The organism is Paenibacillus sp. 22594, assembly GCF_052044425.1.
Taxonomy (GTDB): Bacteria; Bacillota; Bacilli; order Paenibacillales; family Paenibacillaceae; genus Paenibacillus_AQ.
This window is the reverse complement of the sequence record NZ_JBQENA010000004.1, coordinates 325,217-344,960: the sequence shown is the minus strand read 5'-3', so window position 1 is coordinate 344,960 and position 19,744 is coordinate 325,217. Positions and strand designations below refer to the sequence as shown.

Below are 19,744 nucleotides of genomic sequence, written 5' to 3'. Positions count from 1 at the left end.
GTTTTAATCTAATTGCAGCTAGTGTTGCGGAAGAATTCAACAAAATAAAATAAATATTCGTAATTATCATTTTTAATATAAAAATTAAAGGATTTGTACCACCTGCTGTCGAATTATGGAACCCATAAAGCGTATATGCCCATTCATCTTAGAACGAATAAATTATTGGAGGCAGCGATTATGAAAATAAGGTCCAAAAGGTCGAGTTATTCGCTATTGGGTGTGCTCTTGCTTGGAATGGCAGTACTCTTCTGCTTACGCCCGGTACATCTGTATGCTGCGGGTCCGGCGCCGGACAGTTTCACAACCTCCAGCTATACCAACTTGCCTTCAAATGCAATGACTGGTATGGCCTACGGCAACAATGTGTATATCGCAGTCGGCTACTACGGGGCCATTATCAAATCGGCAGATGCCGAAACCTGGGTGAATGTTAAAACCAAAGCTGACATTAACTATGCAGGAGTGGCAGCACCCGATTCTTTTACTTTTAACGGGGCAGCTTATGGAAGCGGTTTATTTGTTGTTACGGGGAGTGAAGGGGTTATTCTGACCTCGCCAGACGGCAATAACTGGACCCAGCGCACCTCCAATGTCACGATTGGCATTTCGGGTGTTGAATTTCTCACTTTTAATGGGAACAGTGCTTTCTACGCGACAACACAAGGGAAGCTGCTGACCTCACCGGACGGGATCAATTGGACCTCTCTCGTTCCTACAGGGCTTGACCCCTCGGCATACGTAACCAGAGTGACCGTAGGAAATAGCGGCACCAAATTAGCCATAGGGGCATCAAACGGAAAAATCTACTCCACGATTAACGGCACCACCTGGACCTGGACGCAGCCCTCTACCGCGGCAGGACCTTCCACCGGTACCAACATGCTGTCCTGGATGAACGGCCGTTACTATATTTCAGATCCTAGTGCTTACCTCTGGACCTCTACGGATCTCTCCACGTATACGCTGATGGGACTTCCTTTTAAGCAGAATGCCTCACAATACAACAATCAGATGTTTAACGGGTTTTATGATGGTACGAAGGTCTACTTGTTCGGTTATGAATCTCCAAACTATGGAGCAGTATACACATCGACGAACGGAACCGCATGGACCATGCAGCCGTTCAAAAATTATTTTGTTACACAGAACCCGCGTTTTCTGAACGGGAAATATTTTCGCTTGGGCAATGAAGGAATGATGGTTTCCTCAGATGGGGCGGATTGGCGCTATAAATGGGGAGGCGCTTTTACTGAGATTGTTCATGGCAGCGGATCACAGTATATTGCAGTGGGGAAAATGGGCGGTGACGGGGCGATCTGGAACTCGGCTGATCTTGCAAATTGGAACCAGGTAACACTGTCCTCAAGAGCGGCTGGATTCTCGGCGGCGGCATACGGTAATAACACCTATGTGGCGATTGGCGAGGCCAATCAGACAAGCACAACGCTGGCTACCTCGACGGACGGATCTTCCTGGACGCTGCAAAGCAGCTTGAATGATTCGACAGCTATATCGGACATTGCTTTTGGGAATGGGAAATTCGTTGCGGTCGGTTCAGGTGCGGGAGCTGCCAAAATAAAAACGTCGGCGGACGGTATCACCTGGCATGAGCCTACCCTGCCTGCACAATCGATAGATGCGGTGTATTCCATTGCATACACGAATAATCAATTTATTGCTCTGGGTTACGGCTATAATAACCAAGGTAATATAGATGCATCCAGTATTTGGACTTCGACGGATGGGGAGACCTGGACGAATCGCTCAGGAGCTTATCCTAACCAGACAGATGTCCTGAATAATGTTCTATATGACGGAAGCAAATATGTTCTGACTGGTTATAACTCTATCACGTATGAGGTGTTCTCACGTACCAGTGATGATCTCACCACATGGAGTTCACCAACAATGACGGGTTTGTCCACCTTTAACTCAACCTCAGCTATGATGGGGCAAAAGGGCAACAACCTCTACATGCTGGCCTATGACAGCAACTATGTGCCGGGAGTGTATTTCACGGATGATCACGGTTCGACCTGGCAGAATGCCGGTGTGGACTTATCTTCCATTGATCCGAATGCGGTCTATTCGCTGATGGAGGCGAATGGAAGAGTGATTCTCTCCGGGAATTCACAGTTGGTTATGACGACAACAGGAACCATGGCGCAAGCGGCTGCACCGGCAGCGAACCCAACCGGAGGCGCAGTAGCGTCAGGAACGACAGTCGCACTGAGCACGACTACCAGCGGAGCGGCGATTCACTACACGCTGGACGGCAGCACACCGACGAGCGGTAGCGCGGTATATAGCGGCGCGATTCCGGTGACGGGCGCGGTGACGATTAAGGCGATAGCCGTGAAGGTGGGGATGACGGACAGCGCGGTCATGAGCGAAGCTTATACGATTATGGCGCAAGCGGCTGCACCATCCGCCAGTCCGGCGGGAGGCGCAGTAGCGTCAGGAACGACAGTGGCGCTGAGCACCGCTACCAGCGGAGCAGCGATCCACTACACGCTGGACGGCAGCACGCCGACGAGCGGTAGCGCGGTATATAGCGGCGCGATTCCGGTGACGGGTGCGGTGACGATTAAGGCCATCGCCGTGAAATCGGGGATGACGGACAGTGCGGTAATGAGCGAAGCTTACATGCTAATGGCGCAAGCGGCTGCACCATCCGCCAATCCGGCGGGAGGCGCAGTAGCGTCAGGAACGACAGTGGCGCTGAGCACCGCCACCAGCGGAGCAGCGATCCACTACACGCTGGACGGCAGTACACCGACGAGCGGTAGCGCCGTATATAGCGGCGCGATTCCGGTGACGGGCGCGGTGACAATCAAGGCCATCGCCGTGAAAGCGGGGATGACGGACAGTGCGGTAATGAGCGAAGCTTATACGGTTATGGCGCAAGCGGCTGCACCATCCGCCAGTCCGGCGGGAGGCGCAGTAGCGTCAGGAACGACAGTGGCGCTGAGCACCGCTACCAGCGGAGCAGCGATCCACTACACGCTGGACGGCAGCACGCCGACGAGCGGTAGCGCGGTATATAGCGGCGCGATTCCGGTGACGGGCGCGGTGACGATTAAGGCGATAGCCGTGAAGGTGGGGATGACGGACAGCGCGGTCATGAGCGAAGCTTATACGATTATGGCGCAAGCGGCTGCACCATCCGCCAGTCCGGCGGGAGGCGCAGTAGCGTCAGGAACGACAGTGGCGCTGAGCACCGCTACCAGCGGAGCAGCGATCCACTACACGCTGGACGGCAGCACGCCGACGAGCGGTAGCGCGGTATATAGCGGCGCGATTCCGGTGACGGGCGCGGTGACGATTAAGGCGATAGCCGTGAAGGTGGGGATGACGGACAGCGCGGTCATGAGCGAAGGCTATACGATTTCGGCAGCACCGAACAGCATGATTAGTCCGGTCAGTGCCGCTTTTGACAAAAAACAGAGCCAACAGGCCAATCTGGCCGTTGAACTGACATTGAACGGCAATACGCTTACTGGAATCTCCAACGGGATAGCCAACCTTACTTTGGGAACGGACTTCACGCTGTCTGGTAGTACGGTAACGATTACCAAAGAATACCTTGCTGCTATGGCCACAGGTACAACGAACTTAACCTTCAGATTTAGCGCAGGCGCGGTTCAGAATTTGGAGATTACAGTAACCGATTCGACGGTTCCTGTTCCCGGTGTACCTTTACTGCAATCCGCAGTTTTTGGTAATGCTCAGGTCCAATTAATCTGGACGCCGGTAGAGGGTTCGACAGGGTACAAAATCTTCCAGAGACTGGGTGATTCAGCATATGGTAGTGAAGTCGGTACCGTCAGCGGTTCTGTCTACAGCTATAATGCAGTGAATCTATTGAATGGAACGACCTATTATTTTGTGGTCAAAGCAACCAATGCTGAAGGGGACAGCGTAGCCTCCAACGAACTGAGCGCCACTCCAAAGACGGTTCCGGGAGCTCCGGCCAGCGTAATAGCGGTTTCCGGGAACGGGCAAGCGATCATTTCCTTCACGGTTCCTGAAACAAACGGAGGCAGCCCGATTACAGGGTATGAAGTTACCTCCTCGCCGGGGAATATTGTAGCTAATGGAACTGCTAGCCCCATTACGGTCACGGGACTCACCAACGGAACGATTTATACTTTTACGGTGAAAGCGGTCAACAGCGCAGGCAGCAGCACAGCCTCAGCCCTGTCGAATGCCGTAACGCCAATCGCTCCATCCAGCGGAGGGGGAGACCCTTCTCCTGCAGTACCAACGCCAACACCAACGCCAACAACGACACCAGCTCCCACCGGTTTTGACATTCTTGTAAATGGCAAGGTGGAGAGCGCCGGAGCAGTATCCACTGCCACGGTAAATGGACAGACGGCCGTGACCGTAGCCATTGATCAGGTCAAGCTGGAAGAGAAACTCGCGGTGGAAGGGCAGGGTGCTGTAATTACAATTCCGGTAAACCTGAAATCGGATATTGTTATTGGCGAGTTGAATGGTCAAATGATTAAGAACATGGAGAATAAGCAGGCGGTATTAGAGTTGAAGAGTGGAGCGGCAACGTATACCCTGCCTGCAGGGCAAATCAATATTGATGCGATCTCAAGTCAGCTCGGAACCACAGTTGCTCTTGAGGATATTAAAATCAAAATTGAAATTGCTACTCCTGCAGCGGATACATTAAAAATGGTAGGGAATTCGGCTGTTCAAGGTGGATTCACGTTAGTTGCACCTCCGCTCAATTTTGTGGTGCGGGCAGAGTATGACGGTAAAACCATTGAAATATCCAAATTTAACGCCTACGTAGAACGGGAGATGGCTCTTCCGGAGGGTGTGGATCCGAACAAAATTACAACAGCCATCGTGGTTGAGCCAGATGGATCGGTGAGACACGTACCTACCAAGGTCACTACGATTGATCAAAAATATTTTGCCAAGGTGAACAGTTTAACCAACAGCACCTACTCCATTATCTGGAATCCGCTGGAATTTAAAGATATGACTGGACACTGGGCTAAAGATATCGTCAATAACATGGGCTCACGGAAGATCATTGACGGTACGGGAGAGGGTGTATTTACTCCCGATGCGGATATCACACGGGCTGAATTCGCTGCTATCATCGTACGCGGACTTGGACTGAAGCTGGAGAACAGCACAACTCCATTTGCGGATATAAAGGCAGGGGCTTGGTACAGCAGCGCGGTTCAAACCGCCTATGCATACAATCTGATCTCTGGATTTGAAGATGGCAGCTTCCGGCCGGGAGACAAGATCACCCGTGAGCAGGCGATGACCATCATAGCTAAGGCGATGAAGATCACCGCATTGAAAGACAAGCTTCCGGCTCAAGCCGCAACTGAGCTGCTAAGCCCGTTCAAGGATGCCGGCATTGTCTCGAAGTGGGCGGTGAACAGTGCAGCAGATAGTATTCAGGCAGGTATTGTCTCCGGACGGAGCGCCTCCCAGCTGTCTCCTCAGGCTTATGTTACAAGAGCCGAGGTTGCCGCTATGATCCAAAGATTGCTGCAAAAGTCCAATTTGATCTAGATAAAATCACCTTGCGCCTCCCGAGCTGCCCACAGCAGCCGGGGGGCGCTTTTTTTTCCTGAATATATGTTTCTCGCTATAAATCAAGGGTGGCGAAGCCATTTTCACTGGGTCATCCGGCAATGTCCACCGCTGCAACCTTTACGGATTGTCACCCGTCTGAATGAACAGATTGATCTCAGAGAGAACAGACAACCCAAGGAGATGACACTGCATGAACACTTCATTCAAAGCAACAGCCGGAATCCTAATACTTGCTGGTATATTGGGGCTTTCTGCCTGCAGCTCTTCCAATAATGACGCAGCTAACACTACCCCGGAAGCTGCACCTACAGCGGAAGCTACGGCAATTTCACAACCGGAGGCAAGTAGTTCGTCTGCGCCTTCTACAGAACCGTCGAAAGTACCGTCCGCCGCTTCGCCAAACGCTGCAGGCGGAGGCAGCGAATCGGCCTCTTCACCAGAGGACAGCCGCAAGCTGCTTGAAGAGCTTTTACAGCTGGCACAGCAAGGCAAAGTGCCAGGTGTAGAATATGCCGCACACACTGGGTTAATTGACGAGGTTGAAGCGGCCTGGGGTCAGCCGGACACGAAAGAGTCGGCGGGTAAAGGCATCTATTCAACATACAGTAAGAAGCATGTGGTCTTCGGCTTCAACAAGGGCAGCAAGATCTTTGACGTCCGATCCAGCGCCGCCGATTTGCAAAAGCTGACGCTGAAGCAGATTAAATCGGTGCTTGGCACACCGGACCGCACCACGGTCAATGGCAGCGATAAAATCTATATTTACCAGGCAGGCAAGAGATACGATCTCAAGTTCATCATTCCGGATGCTTCCGGTACGGTGGATCATATTTCTGTATTTTCTGAACAGGATTCGATTAACAATAAGGCCGGATAAGCTATAATACCTCCATGGACTTATCCTTGGAAAAGAGGTTCGGCTATGCAACTTGAATTAGACGGGAGCGAATACACCGTCACAGCAGGCGGGATTACGATCACGCTGCTGCCCAAGGAATTCGCTCTTCTGCAATTTTTGTACCGCAACCGTGGGCGTACGTTCAGCCGGGAGCAGCTGCTGGATCATGTATGGCCATTGGAGTACCCGGTAGAACGGACAGTGGATGACCATATCTACCGGCTGCGCAAAAAGCTGGCCGTCCTGAGCGGCCTGGGCATCCGGACCGTCCGGGGCTTCGGGTACAGTCTGACCCTGCCGGGATCTCCAGCCGGTGTAATGATCAATCCTACAACGAATGATTTAGAGCTGCGTGAAACCATTCGCGGTGTGTTCTCCAAGTTTCATGTATACGGCCAAGGCAAATCCATGCTGACTTTGGCGCGGCAGCAGGATATTCTTGGGTTTGAGCTGGACCCGGAGTATTCGATGGTCATTCACTTTGTACAGGGAGATTTGGATTGGCTGCTGCACACGGAAGAAGTTCCGCTCAAGGACCGGCTGTTTTATTTGCTGCTGTACCACTTTTTCTCTGGTGATCCTAAGGAGAGACTTGCGTATTGCGAGCAGATCATTGAACGGCAGCTGCTGTACCCTGAATATCAGCTGGAGCTGGAAATTCTCACGATTCTGGACTTGTTCACTCTTGCGGGACAACCGGAGCGGGCCGTGGAGCGTTTGGAACGTTCACATCAGGTCATTGCTGAGCTTGGTTATGAAAATTTCATTCCCGTGACCATGATTACAGAGCTGTTTGTGCATCTCGTGGCGGGAACCGGGGATGACGAGCTTAACCGGATGGACGAAGCGATTGGAGCTGTCCTTCAGGAGAAGCCTTTTCTACGGGAGATTGGTAGCTATAAAGTGGTAAAGGGACTTTGGAGCTTGCGGCTGGAACATTGGCAGGAATCGGAGAATCTGCTGGATGAGGGCTTGCAGGTACTGGAGATGTCAGAATTCGTTCCGCTGAGGCTCTACGCGTTATACCGGATTGTCCATTTCTGCCGCATGTTCCCGCCCTCCAAAAAGCTGCAGCGTAAATATGAAGACTTGTTCGCGCTGGAGCTGGAGCAATCCGGGTTAAACCGGATGGAGAAGCCTTTGGAGCACCTGATGCAGCAGTTGCTCAAATCCCTCTGATTATTCTCTGACAATTCCCCGTTACAGTAGATCATGAATGATCCTGTTCCATGATTCTAAATGTAACCTGGAGGAATGACAGATGGAAACTTCTATGAAGCAGGGAAACAGCCTGCTGCACAACAAAGTATATATGCGCGTATACAGCGCCTTCGCCACAGCGACCTTTGGTGACTGGTTCGATACGCTGGCGATTCAGGTCCTCGTCGGCTACCGGTGGCACGCAAGTCCCCTAATGCTGGCACTGATTCCGGTAGCCATGGCGCTGCCAAGCGTTCTACTCGGCTCTGTGGCCGGGGTCGCTGCCGACCGGCTGAACAAGCTGAAACTGATGCGCATGTGCGATCTGCTTACCGCGATCCTGACCGTACTGGTGTTGTTCGCACCTGGTATGGTGTGGCTGCTGCCACTGCTGGTGCTGCGATCTTCGATTTCTACGTTGAATGTTCCGGCTCAGCAGTCCATGACCCGCAGTATTGTCAGAGAGGATCAGCTGCTTCAGGCCACTTCTTTGAACGGTATCGTGAATCAGGGCTCCAAAATTGCCGGTCCCCTGCTTGGCGGTGTTGCGCTTACGCTGCTCAGTCCGCATTGGTGTATTTTGCTGAATGCGATATTTCGGGTAGGCTCCTATTTGCTTCTCCTCTCGGTCAAAAACATCCATACAGAAGGTGAACTCCCGGCTGCACAGACGCAGGAGGAAAGAGTTCCCATGGGTATGATGTGGAAAGAGGGCTGGAGCTTTATGCTGCGCAGCCGACTGCTGCTGCATACAATGTTATTTGGACTTGCCGGAGCTCTGGCGATCCAGATCATTGATTTCCAGTTCACCAGCCTGTTCCGGGTGATCTCACCGGCGAATGAATCCCTTCTGGGCTGGATAGTGGCCGCCTCCGGCGTGGGTGCCGTAGCTGTTATCCTGCTTCTGGGTAAGTTGAAACTGGGAACCCGCTATGGTCTAAGACTGGGAATGGGCTATGTACTGATCGGCGGATCGGTTGGGGGTCTCGGATTACTTCAGCCGGGCGCTTCTGCGCTTTGGGTGTTGTTGTTCGGCTTCGTACTGGGAATTGGAAATGGAACCTTTTTCGTGACCTTCAATTACTGCCTGCAAAAAGAAACCCCGCCCCACATGACCGGCCGTATCTTCGGCATTCAGAGCACCATCCTCGGTGTGGTGATGATTGCGGCGCCTCTCCTGGGAGGGCTATTGGTCCAAATGGCCGGGCCTGGCCGTATCTTCTTGAATTTTGGCCTCGTTCAAGTGCTGCTAGGACTCGCAGGTATCCTCTTTGGCCGATTACTTTGGCCTGAGGCCAAGCCGGAGCGGGGACGGACAGCAGTGGAGCATAGTTCTTAACATACTTCATTTACAGGAGGGTCCAATGACAACTTATATTTATATGGTTCGGCATGGAGATTCGCTCAAAACCTCGGGCAATGAAAGATCGCGCGTATTGTCCCCTCAGGGTGAGAAGGATGCGCGTAGAGTAACGGAACGATTGCTGAACGAAGGCATACATGCGCTATACAGCAGTCCTTATGTCAGAGCAGTGGATACGATTGCCGGACTGGCTAAGGTATTGGGCAAAGAAGTCCAAAGGATTGAGGATTTAAAAGAAAAATGCTGGACGGATGATGACCGTACGCTGCAGGACCCGGAACTATATCCATATCTGGAGCGGATGTTCGCGGAGCCGGAATTTGTATTGGATGGCGGCGGAGAGTCCAATCGGGTCTGTAAAGACCGGGCCGTAAAGGCGCTGAAGGCGATTCTGCGGAATCACCCGGAAGAGAGGATTGTTATCGGTACTCACGGAATGGTGATGACGCTGATGATGAATGAGTTTTCCGAAGAATATGGGTTGGATTTTTTGACGCAGACCACCAAGCCGGATATTTACCGTATAGAAATTATGGACGGACTGATGACTCATGTGGAGAGACTGCCGCTTAACGACTGAAGTGCAAATCCTCTGAATTTTATGAAGCCGTTCAACGAATTTCAGCAGCAACCACCCTGCCCCGGACTCCGTTTGATGCCCAAATAAAGCGGGAGCAGCGGCTGCTGAATGAAAATTTTATTTTGTCATGAATCTTGTTGACGGTTTAATGAGAACGTTGAAGGGGAGCCATTGAGCCGCCCAAGGCTACAGCTGATAAAAGCGTGCCGTATTGGCGGTCAGCATCGCCTTCGCCTGGTCGGCGGAATAACCATGCAGCGTTGCCCAAGCTGCCGCAACGTCATGAACCATTGCCGGCTGGGTAGGATGTCCGGCAAAAGGGCCTTCGAACGGCCAAGGACCGTCCGTCTCGGCCATGACCAGCCCCGGCGGATAGCGCCGTGCGAGTTCCTGAATCTCCGGCTCGTATACAATATCCGGTGTGAAGGAGATGTGGTAGCCCCGTTCAATCATGCGAAGAACCGCTTCTTCCGGACCTTTGAACCAATGAAAATGAGCTCTGGTGATGTCGTGCTTCTCCAGCAGATCGCAGGCGGTCACGGCATCCTCATAGACGGCATGCAGGATCACCGGCTTGTCCAGCCGGGCAGCCAGAGCAAGCAGCTCATCCAGAAGCCGCACATAGGGCTCCATGTCGAAAGCTTCACCGCGCTCTAGCGCTTCGGCTCTTGAATAGTAGGGAAGCCCGATCTCGCCTATAGCCACCATATTTTCCGCGTGCTGACTGATCCACTGTATTAGCGCGGCTAACTCTCCTTCTGCCGGAACCGGCTGCTCGGGATGGAAACCGTAGGCCGGCTTCACCCGGCCTGGATACCGTGCAGCGATTTCCTGTGTGCGGATGCAGGAGTCCAGATTCATTGAGACGGCAACCAGCGAGTGGAGGTCATACTCCGGAAGCCCATGCAGCATGGTTTCCAGTTCTGAATCTGTATATTGCTCAAGGTGAATATGGGCATCAATCATTGGCTCACTGCTCCTTTTCCACATACTGCTTAGTAGTATCGTAGGGTTCAAACCGGATCGAGTCCAGGTTCAATCCTCCACTGCCTGCTTTGTAGTCCAGTATCAATGTCCCCAGACTCTCCTCAATTCCAGCATTTACACTGGTTTCTGCCTTCAGCTTGCCATTTGCCACTTGATAATGAGTACCTGCCCCAATCCCAACCTGTGTGCCAAAATGGTTCAAACCGCCATCCCCGGCACGGCCGGGAAGCCTCAAGGTAACCTTCGATGGAGCAGGGCCGGCAAGCTCAAGCCGGACCACAACATCGCCGTTGTCGAGCGAGATCTTGGAGGTGACAGCTGCCGAAGCAACCTTTTCTGCTGCCGGTACCGCAAGCTCCTTCCACTCTTCCGGCTTGACCACATGGACCTCCTCCAATGAAATGCCTGTGCCTGTACCAAGGCTGAATACCGCTGTAGCTTCCGGCTTCCCGTCGTTATCCACATCGGCATAGTAAAGCACCGGAGGGTAAGACCCAAGTCTGGGAGCTTCCCATTTGAAACTGTGCTTTTTGCCGTTCACTTCGAGTATGAACCCTTTATAGGTACTGCCATCCTTCCGGGCCGCATAGAGCTTGACTTTGCCGGAGGTGCCAGCTGCAACCGCCAATGGTTCAGCGGGAACCCGCACGGATGTACTGACATCTCCAGACGTAATGGATACTGCACTTCCAGAAGCTGTTCGCTTGGCTTCGGCCCCAGTTAATGAAGACACCGTACCGGCCGAAATATACACATGTCCCTCCTTCAAAAGGACAGGCCCTTCAAGGTTGTCTTCATAACCGCCGTCCGTCTGCGTATATTGAACCTGTATGGCTGAACTGCCGGGTGAAAGAACCGTGCGGGAGCTGTTATCGGTTAGGATGAGCTTTTTGCGCGCATTATCCCATTTCAATTCAACCGGATAATATTCCAGCAGCGCTCTTGCGGGAACATACAGGATCTCCCCGGAATGAAAAGGATGAAGCTTGGGCAGAACAGGCTGGCCATCTACAGTCAGTGTGAGTGGTGCGGCGGCGGATATCGAATCTATAGTGGGAGCTGCCGCACATCCGGCAATTAGCAGGGCGAGGGTGGAAGCGGTCAGTATTTTTTTCACAGAATAACCTCCAGAGTCTAAAAGTTCCAATCTGTTCAATTATACTGTAAATGATCTGCCCGGGGGCCACGATCCGTTAACAATAAGAAGTCAGGACTGTTACGTTTGGGCAGAGTGTAGGAAATCCCGGCTACAGATGGCAATGTGATTGCTAACGGATCACTTCACCCGGACCACGGTGGGCAGCAAAGGATACGGTGGCTTCGCGCTTGGTATTCGGATACAGGAGGGGCTTGACACTCTTTTTGCATAAATTTAACATGGAAGAATGAATGAGAATAATATCTTGGCGGCCATCGGCCGAATTCACCGGCGCGGGAATAAGTTCATTGAACGGGAGCTCAAAAAACATAATATTCATGGAATTGCCCCTTCACACGGGGACATTTTGTTTCAGCTGTTTGCCCGGGAAGACATCACGATGAACCAGTTATCCTGCTCAATCGACAAGGACAAGTCAACGATAACGGCATTGGTAGACAAATTAGTGCGGTTTGATTATGTGAAACGGGAACAGGACCCGCTGGACGGCCGGATACACCGCCTGTCGCTTACACCTAAAGGCCGGGAGCTCCAGCCCATCTTTGAGGAAGTATCAGAAACGCTTCTTGATGCAGTCTATGCGGAGTTTGTACCGGAGGAGAAACAGCAGCTGCTTGCTTTACTGGAGAAGATTAAGCTGTAAGCTGTGATAACTCCCTGATGGAGCACCAAAAAATAGACATACATAAGAGCAGTCGGGCCTTCCATTTATGGAGGGTTCTGTTTGTTTTCAGTTGTGGTCCCGTATAATGAATCCTAAAAATAAATCGAACGATCTGAGCGTTTCCTTCCAATACATAGTGTAAGCCTGAAGGAGGGGAAGACAGATGGAAGAGCAAAACGAATATTCGCAGCTCATAGCGCGCACGCTGGCCGGCAGCCGTGAAGCCTATGGGGAGTTGTATGAAGCGACTGTTCGCGATGTCTACCGGACTGTGCGTTTCCTCGTTTCCGAGCCTTCCGATGCGGACGATGTGGTGCAGGATATCTATCTCGAGCTGCACCGCTCGCTGGAGCAGTATGATGGGACCCGGGCGTTTAGGCCTTGGCTGATGGGTCTTGTGATGCGCCAGGTTCAAGCTTACCGGAGGAAAGGCTGGAGACAGCTCCGGATCACAAAGAAAGCGGAGCACACTGCCCCAATCCTGGATGCTGATTTTGCCGGTGAAGTCATAGACAGGCTGTCCAGCCGGATGCTCATGGATAAGGTGAACAGTCTGCCATACAAGCTGAGGCAAGTCATTGTTCTGCACTATTTGCAGGAATATTCCCAGGAAGAGGCCGCAGCAATCCTCGGCATTCCGCTGGGGACTGTCAAATCCCGCATTCATGCTGCATTGCAGAAGCTGCGCCGGAAACAAAAGGCTGACACCATTAGAATAGGGAAGGTGGAGGATCTGCATGAGTCTTGAAGAGAACCTGCGGCGGACGCTGCAAGCAGAAACCGAAGGCTGGAGCGCCCCACCGGAACTGAAGGGGAAGATTCTGAATGGGATTTCACCCGGACAAGGGGGCAGACGCATGAAAAAATGGCTCGTAGCTACGATAATAGCAGCATCGTTGATCATCCCGACCGGAGTCTTTGCCGGATACAATTATTTGGCTGATTCCGTATATGGTTCACAGGACAACTATATTCAAAACGGCGGCACCCTTGAGCAGTATGACCAGCTTGAAGCCAAGCTCCAGCAGGCGAAGCAGAACCTGAGTAAGGAGGATTTCAAAAGTCTGACCGCGTTGCTGCATGAGATTGGCGGTTTCAATCTGCAGATTGCCGATACGGCAGGAGCACTTCATCCCGAGAAGCTGAGTGCTGCGGATCAGGAGCGGTATCACAAGCTGGCGGCAGAGCTTGAGCCCTATTTCAGCAAATTGGTAAATACCGGAGCACTGCAACAACCGGTGAAGCAGGTGGACTCCGATACGTTCTGGGAACAGCAGCTTGCCAAGGCGAAGCAGACTTTCAGCGGTGAAGAGCTGGCCAAGTTCCAGCAATTAATCAGTCAATTTAATCTCCTTAATGCCAAAGCAACGGACCCGGATGGCAGTACTCATCCGGACCGGTTTACCAAGACGGACCTGGACAGTCAGTCCCGGTTGATCGAGGAGCTGAACCCATATCTGGAGAAGCTGGGTATTATGCTCAAGCCAATCCAGTAAAAGGCTAAAGGCTGCCCCGGATAGAGGCAGCACCCTCGCCTCAAATCCATTGCACAGCAAAAAACCGCCGGAGGGTATAACCTTGCACTTCGGCGGTTTTTCATTCAATGCTGCATTTTGCCTTACTTCCTATAATTTCACATAACCCTCTAAAATACCTAAGGGAGGTTATGTATATGAAGAAGTTGGAAGCCATTCAGCAGCGCATCGAAACGGAGCGCAGGAAGCTGAATGAGATCGAAATAACCTATGGACTGCTGCATCCGAAAGTGATTGAGCAATCCATGAAGCTGGATGAATTAATTAATGAATATACAAGAGAAGAATCGCTACGCGCGAATCCCTTCGAAAGCTAACGCCAACAGCTTTTCTACAAATTCCCCATTCAGCATGTCCCCTGTAATCAGCAGCCGGTAGAATATCGGTCCATACATAAGATCAATACTGTAATTCACATCCAAATCCTTTTTAAGTTCACCCCGGGCTACCCCACGCTCCAGCAGCTCCCTGGCTTCCTGGCGGCGTGGTGCAAAGAATCTGGTTCGGTTAGCCTCGGCCAGGCCTGCATCGAACTGCGCCTCTCCAATCAACTCGGTAATAACCTTTCCTTCACGGCTGCATAGAAAAACAGCCAGATTCGTCGCATGAATTCGAATATCCTCCTGTACAGAACCCGTGTCCGGCACGGGAAGTCTGGCAGATGCCGCGGACAGATATCCATCAAGCACCACGGCCGCTTTATTGGGCCACCATTTATAGATCGTCGCTTTGCTGACTTTCGCCCGTTCCGCAATCTTCTCAACGGTTACCGCGCCAAAACCCGCCTCCAGCAGCAAATCATAGGATGCGGCAAGAATGGAAGCCTCAGCCTCGTTGTTGCGTGGCCGTCCTCTTTTTTTATCCATATTCCAATCCTCCTGATTTCAATATACCCTAGCCATAGTCCGGTTCACTTGAGAAACTATACGTTCATTATACGAAAACATATATGAAGTTAGCCAGTCTGACGCAGGATAAATCGAGATGAATATACTGTCCAGGCAAAACTGCAAATTACCTATTTACAAAACTGTACGTTCAGTATATCATAAAAACATAATTAATGAACTATACGTTTAGTATTTAAATGGAGGGTGGTATTCACATGAACCAGGTAAAACAGGCAACTCGAACGATGAACGTGAAACATGCACAAAAAAGACAGGGTAGTAATGCAGTACCCGGTTGGATCACTTTTCTGCTGGCGGCATCTTGCGGTCTAATCGTGGCCAATCTCTATTATGCCCAAACGCTGGTCGGACCGATCAGCGAAGCTACTCATCTCTCATCAGGAGCTGCTGGTCTGATTGTGACACTAACCCAGATTGGTTATGTTATTGGTCTGCTGTTCGTAGTGCCTCTTAGCGATATTATTGAAAATCGCCGCCTTACCGTGATCTCCCTTAGCGTAGTGGTGGTAGCTCTGGTTGCGGCCACCTTCGCTCCGAATGCATCATTGTTTCTGGGCGCCTCACTATTTATTGGCCTCGGCTCTGTAGCTGCTCAAATTCTGGTACCGTATGCTTCCTATCTGGCAACTGAAGAACACCGGGGCCGGGTAGTGGGAAATGTGATGAGCGGGCTGCTGCTGGGCATTATGTTTGCCCGTCCGCTGGCCAGCTTCATCTCCGGCCTCTGGGGCTGGCATGCGATCTTTGCCATATCTGCTGTAGTGATCGCTCTATTGACGATTCTATTATCCCGTGTTCTTCCAGAGCGCCGGCCTGTACCTTCAATGAACTACGGCGGACTGATCCGTTCCCTGGGTACACTTCTGAAGAATACACCTGTGCTGCGGCGCCGGGCGATGTATCAAGCCAGTCTTTTCGGAACCTTCAGCCTCTTCTGGACGACTGTTTCCCTGCGGCTGGCTGATACGTATCACCTGACTCAGCAAGGGATCGCTTTGTTTGCTCTGGCAGGTGTGGCGGGTGCGGTTGCTGCTCCAATTGCAGGAAGATGGGCTGACAGGGGATGGACAAGGCCGTTGACGGGTCTTGCTTTTGGACTTGCGGCCGCTGCCTTTCTGCTGGCTTACCTGTTTCAGGGTGATTCCAAAGTGACGCTGGGACTGCTGGTGGTTGGAGTGATTATATTGGATATGGGGGTATCGGGAAATCTGGTGCTTGGGCAGCGGGCGATATATTCTCTTGGCAGTGAAGCGAGAGGACGCTTGAATGGATTGTTTATGGCGATTTTCTTCATAGGCGGAGCTATTGGCTCCTCGCTCGGGGGCTGGTCCTATGCCTATGGCGGCTGGGGATTGACCACACTGATTGGGCTGGCGCTGCCGGTCCTGGCCTTCTTGTACTACTTGACGGAGAAAAAACAAGCGTAAGGCAACAAGGACAATACATGTGTTGTTAAAAAGGACTGCTCTCTAAGCTGGATCAAGCCAGTGTTAGAGATCGGTCTCTTTTTTATGAAGAACGCCAAATAGCTACTGTGATGATGAATGACCCAAGCTTTGCAGTACCTCTTTCAGGGCTTATTCAAAAAGTGAATGGCTTATCCGATATATAAAAATGAATTAGACAAAAAACTACAAAATGTCTAAAATTTTATCGGATTTCGACAAAAAGGGGCGGGGTTTTATTGAAAAAAGAGAGGTTTCGCACGGTTTTATGGGTTTTAACTAGTCTATTAGTACTATCTGCACTAACGGGCTGCACGAGTTCTGCTAAAGAAACCAAAGAGAAAACAGCAGAGCAGAAAGTGACTTTGAAGTATATTTGGTGGGGGAAGCAGCAGCGGAAAGAAGATACCCTCAAGGTAGTGGAACTGTACATGAAGAGTCATCCCAACGTCAAGATCATTACCGAGGATTATTCGGGAGCCGATGATGTAGCTGCTCAATTGGCTGTAGAAACCGCTGACCAGGACACCGCGGATATCATTCAGGGAGATTATGAATTTATTTTCAACTATATTAACCGGGATTTGGTAGAGCCGCTCAATCCGTATATCAAGAATAAACTATTATCCACAACGGATATTTCACCTGATACCCTGGCTCCAGGGATGAAAAATAAGGAACTATATGCAGTCAATATTGCAATGAATTCAGAAGCGGTGTTGTACGACCCCGAACTCTTTGAGGAAGCAGGGATCACCGTACCAGCAGAGGACTACACGATTGATGACCTTCATGCAACGCTCGTGCAGTTGAAACAATCCATAACCACCCCGGATTTTTATCCTTTAGGCAACATGCTTAATGTTAACTATTATCTGAGAAGCCGGGGAGTTAAGATGTATAATGCTGACGGGACGGGGCTTGGATATGATGACGATAAGATCCTGGCAGATTACTTTACCCTGTATAAAAAGTGGGTTGACGAAGGCTTGCTGAGCAAGGATTCATTGAAGGACTGGCCTATTGATGAGAATCATCCTTTAATAACCGGAAAGTCAGCCTTTTACTTTGGGTTCAGTAACCATACCACTGCACTAAGCAAAATTGCCGGACATGCGATCCACCTGCTGCCTTTTCCACAAATATCAAAGGAAGCAGAGGGAAGATTCATCAAGCCTTCGATGTTCTTAATGGCCTCTTCCTATTCGAAACATCCGGAGGAAGCCGTCAAATTCATTGACTTCTTTGTAAATAATGTGGAAGCCAATAATATCCTCAAAGGAGAACGCGGAGTTCCGGTATCTAAAGTGATCTCTTCAGGACTATCCGCCAAGGTAGATGAAGCGGGCAAAGAGCAGTACAAGCTGCTTGATTATCTGAAAACCCATTCGTCGCCGATCGATCCTCCTTCACCCGGAAATGCAGTGGTCTTGAAAAATGCTCTTCAATTAATACTGAGTCACGTTATTGACGGCACCACCACTCCTGAAAGCGGGGCTAAGGAATATCGGATACAGGCTATTGACACCCTGCAGGGAACAAAGGAGGAGCCAGCGAAATGAGCAGACTACTAGGCACATTTACGATAAGAAAAAAGCTCTACAGCGGCTTTGGACTGGTTCTGATTCTCTTGCTCGTTGTATCTTTCAGCAGCTATGCCTATCTCTCGAAGGTGAATAGATCCTATACCCATCTGCTCACGAATAAATCTCAATCCGTTCAGTTGATCAAGGATATGAGAATTGCTGTGGAGATGGAGAAATCCAGCCTTAACAGCTATCTCGTCAACGGGGACGAGAATAACATTACTATGTTCAACGATGCCCGTGCGAAGTTCGGTACCGTACTGGAAGAATTGAAATTGTTAATTAATGATCGCGGTGACAAGCAAATCCTCGCCGGTCTTGATCTGCTGCAGGAGCGTTACAGCATCACAGCAATGAAGGTCATAGACAGCAAAAAACAAAATGATACGGAGACATATCTCAAAATTCTTGAATCACAGGGTCCTGTACTGAATAAATTCAGCAGCACTGCAGAACGATTGGTTAAACTGCAGGTGGATGATCTCACGGTAGAAGCCAATGATACGTTCGATGAAGTCTCCCGGATTAAGCTGCTGGTGCTTGCCCTGACTGGTGCTGCTCTAGTGATTGGAGCAATTGCCTCCATTCTGATCAGCAGAATGATATCGAACCCTATCCTCAGACTTCAGAAGATGGCTGTGCAGATTGCGGATGGTGATTTGAGAAATACGTTGGTTGACATTAAAAATAAAGATGAGATCGGTCAATTGTCAGTGGCCTTCAACAATATGGCTAATCATCTGCGGGTACTGATTCAGGACGTGGGCTCGAATGCAGAACAGGTTGCGGCTTCATCCGAGGAGCTGACTGCCAGTGCTGAGCAGACCGGTCAGGCAACAGAGCATGTTGCCATGATTACGGAGCGGGTGGCTGAAGGTACACAGACACAGGTGAGCAGTATTGAAGCCAGCGTTGCGCTCGTTCAGAAGATGGATGGAGAGGCTGCACAAATAGCAGAGCGTTCCGTCCACGTCAAAGAATCGGTGAATATGGCGTCCAGCTTGATTTCAGAAGGTATTCAGGCGGTTGAAACAGCAATCCGGCAAATGTCAACGGTATCGGCGAATGTGGTTGATGTATCGCAGGTCGTAAGTTCCTTAGGCGAAAGATCCAAAGAAATCGGAGATATTATTGCGATTATTACGGATATTGCCTCTCAGACCAATCTACTGTCCCTGAACGCCGCAATCGAAGCGGCAAGAGCAGGGGAGCATGGCCGGGGCTTCGCTGTAGTGGCTAATGAAGTGCGCAAGCTCGCTGAGAAAACGGCTGAATCCGGTAAGCGGGTATCTGATGTTATTCATTCCATTCAATTGGAAACCAGCCAGACCATTGAAATGGTCGTACAGGGAGAAAAGGAAGTTGAGCTGGGAATACATGCCGTCCGGATCGCCGGGCAATCCTTCGCGGAAATTGAAGCATCTATACAAGAAATCAACGAACAGATCAAGAGTGTGTCGGATTCTTCCCAAGGAATGTCACACGAAACGCACGAATTGGTAATTGCCTTTGAGCAGATTAACCAGATGACTGTATTATCTTCCGAGGGAGCGCATGACGTCTCGGCTTCTGCTCAGGAACAATTAGCCAGCGTGGAAGAAATTGCGGCTGCTTCCAGATTGCTGTCTGAGCTGGCCCAAGAACTGCAGGAGAGTATAGCAAAGTTTTCGGTATAAAGAGGATCAAAACTTGCAAGGAGATGACTTCTGAATTTCAGGGGTCATCTTTTTTGTTGCCGGTGTACCCGGACAATTGGACGGAGACCAGCAAAAGACCCACAAGAAGATCACCTTTTTAAAAAGTGCTTTCATGTGGGTCACCGTTCACTATTTAGGG

Annotated in this window: 15 protein-coding genes; 12 read left to right on the top strand and 3 right to left on the bottom strand. The window is 50.7% G+C overall.

All coding sequences use genetic code 11. From position 1 onward, the window contains the following. Positions 1-180 precede the first annotated feature (180 nt). The 5 genes from ACTJKB_RS15655 to ACTJKB_RS15635 all read left to right on the top strand — a co-directional run bounded on the left by ACTJKB_RS15655 (position 181) and on the right by ACTJKB_RS15635 (position 9,621). Entirely contained in the window at positions 181-5,556 is a 5,376-nt protein-coding gene (locus ACTJKB_RS15655; RefSeq protein WP_440835150.1) for a chitobiase/beta-hexosaminidase C-terminal domain-containing protein, read from the top strand. A gap of 214 nt (positions 5,557-5,770) precedes the next feature. Next, positions 5,771-6,457, top strand: coding sequence for a YjgB family protein (locus ACTJKB_RS15650; RefSeq protein WP_440835148.1), 687 nt, complete (start codon positions 5,771-5,773; stop codon positions 6,455-6,457). Between the two features lie 45 nt (positions 6,458-6,502). Further along, entirely contained in the window at positions 6,503-7,657 is a 1,155-nt protein-coding gene (locus ACTJKB_RS15645) for a winged helix-turn-helix domain-containing protein (protein WP_440835147.1), read from the top strand. Between the two features lie 82 nt (positions 7,658-7,739). Then, entirely contained in the window at positions 7,740-9,017 is a 1,278-nt protein-coding gene (locus tag ACTJKB_RS15640) for an MFS transporter (RefSeq protein WP_440835145.1), read from the top strand. A gap of 25 nt (positions 9,018-9,042) precedes the next feature. Continuing rightward, complete coding sequence (locus ACTJKB_RS15635; protein WP_440835143.1) at positions 9,043-9,621, top strand: histidine phosphatase family protein; 579 nt, start codon at positions 9,043-9,045, stop codon at positions 9,619-9,621. 186 nt (positions 9,622-9,807) lie between these two features. Here ACTJKB_RS15635 and ACTJKB_RS15630 read toward each other — a convergent pair whose 3' ends face one another. Together ACTJKB_RS15630 and ACTJKB_RS15625 are read right to left on the bottom strand one after the other, a co-directional pair. Beyond that, positions 9,808-10,587 carry a TatD family hydrolase gene (locus ACTJKB_RS15630; RefSeq protein WP_440835142.1) on the bottom strand — a complete coding sequence of 260 codons (780 nt, stop codon included), beginning with the start codon at positions 10,585-10,587 and terminating at the stop codon, positions 9,808-9,810. A 4-nt stretch (positions 10,588-10,591) separates the two neighbouring features. Next, positions 10,592-11,725 carry a stalk domain-containing protein gene (locus ACTJKB_RS15625; RefSeq protein WP_440835140.1) on the bottom strand — a complete coding sequence of 378 codons (1,134 nt, stop codon included), beginning with the start codon at positions 11,723-11,725 and terminating at the stop codon, positions 10,592-10,594. Positions 11,726-11,993: 268 nt separating this feature from the next. On the opposite strand from ACTJKB_RS15625, the gene ACTJKB_RS15620 reads away from it, so the two are divergent. From ACTJKB_RS15620 to ACTJKB_RS15605, 4 genes are all read left to right on the top strand, one after another. Beyond that, entirely contained in the window at positions 11,994-12,410 is a 417-nt protein-coding gene (locus ACTJKB_RS15620; protein WP_440835139.1) for a MarR family winged helix-turn-helix transcriptional regulator, read from the top strand. Positions 12,411-12,594: 184 nt separating this feature from the next. Beyond that, positions 12,595-13,179 (top strand): sigma-70 family RNA polymerase sigma factor, encoded by a 585-nt coding sequence (locus tag ACTJKB_RS15615; protein ID WP_440835138.1) that lies wholly within the window; start codon positions 12,595-12,597, stop codon positions 13,177-13,179. Beyond that, on the top strand, positions 13,169-13,927 hold the full coding sequence (locus ACTJKB_RS15610) for a DUF3600 domain-containing protein (RefSeq protein ID WP_440835137.1): 759 nt from the start codon (positions 13,169-13,171) through the stop codon (positions 13,925-13,927). Before ACTJKB_RS15615 ends, ACTJKB_RS15610 begins: the two co-directional genes overlap by 11 nt. Positions 13,928-14,103: 176 nt before the next feature. Continuing rightward, on the top strand, positions 14,104-14,283 hold the full coding sequence (locus ACTJKB_RS15605; protein WP_440835135.1) for an aspartyl-phosphate phosphatase Spo0E family protein: 180 nt from the start codon (positions 14,104-14,106) through the stop codon (positions 14,281-14,283). On the opposite strand, the gene ACTJKB_RS15600 is transcribed toward ACTJKB_RS15605, so the two are convergent. After that, a complete protein-coding gene (locus ACTJKB_RS15600) occupies positions 14,257-14,832 on the bottom strand; it encodes a TetR/AcrR family transcriptional regulator (protein ID WP_440835134.1) in 576 nt (191 codons plus the stop codon). The genes ACTJKB_RS15605 and ACTJKB_RS15600 overlap by 27 nt on opposite strands. Positions 14,833-15,101: 269 nt before the next feature. Between ACTJKB_RS15600 and ACTJKB_RS15595 the strand changes: the two genes are divergently transcribed. The 3 genes from ACTJKB_RS15595 (at position 15,102) to ACTJKB_RS15585 (ending at position 19,584) form a co-directional block, all read left to right on the top strand. Then, entirely contained in the window at positions 15,102-16,304 is a 1,203-nt protein-coding gene (locus ACTJKB_RS15595) for an MFS transporter (protein WP_440835617.1), read from the top strand. 377 nt (positions 16,305-16,681) lie between these two features. After that, positions 16,682-17,884, top strand: a complete 1,203-nt coding sequence (locus ACTJKB_RS15590) for an ABC transporter substrate-binding protein (protein WP_440835132.1) — start codon at positions 16,682-16,684, stop codon at positions 17,882-17,884. Further along, positions 17,881-19,584 carry a methyl-accepting chemotaxis protein gene (locus ACTJKB_RS15585; protein WP_440835130.1) on the top strand — a complete coding sequence of 568 codons (1,704 nt, stop codon included), beginning with the start codon at positions 17,881-17,883 and terminating at the stop codon, positions 19,582-19,584. Before ACTJKB_RS15590 ends, ACTJKB_RS15585 begins: the two co-directional genes overlap by 4 nt. The last annotated feature ends 160 nt before the right edge of the window (positions 19,585-19,744 follow it).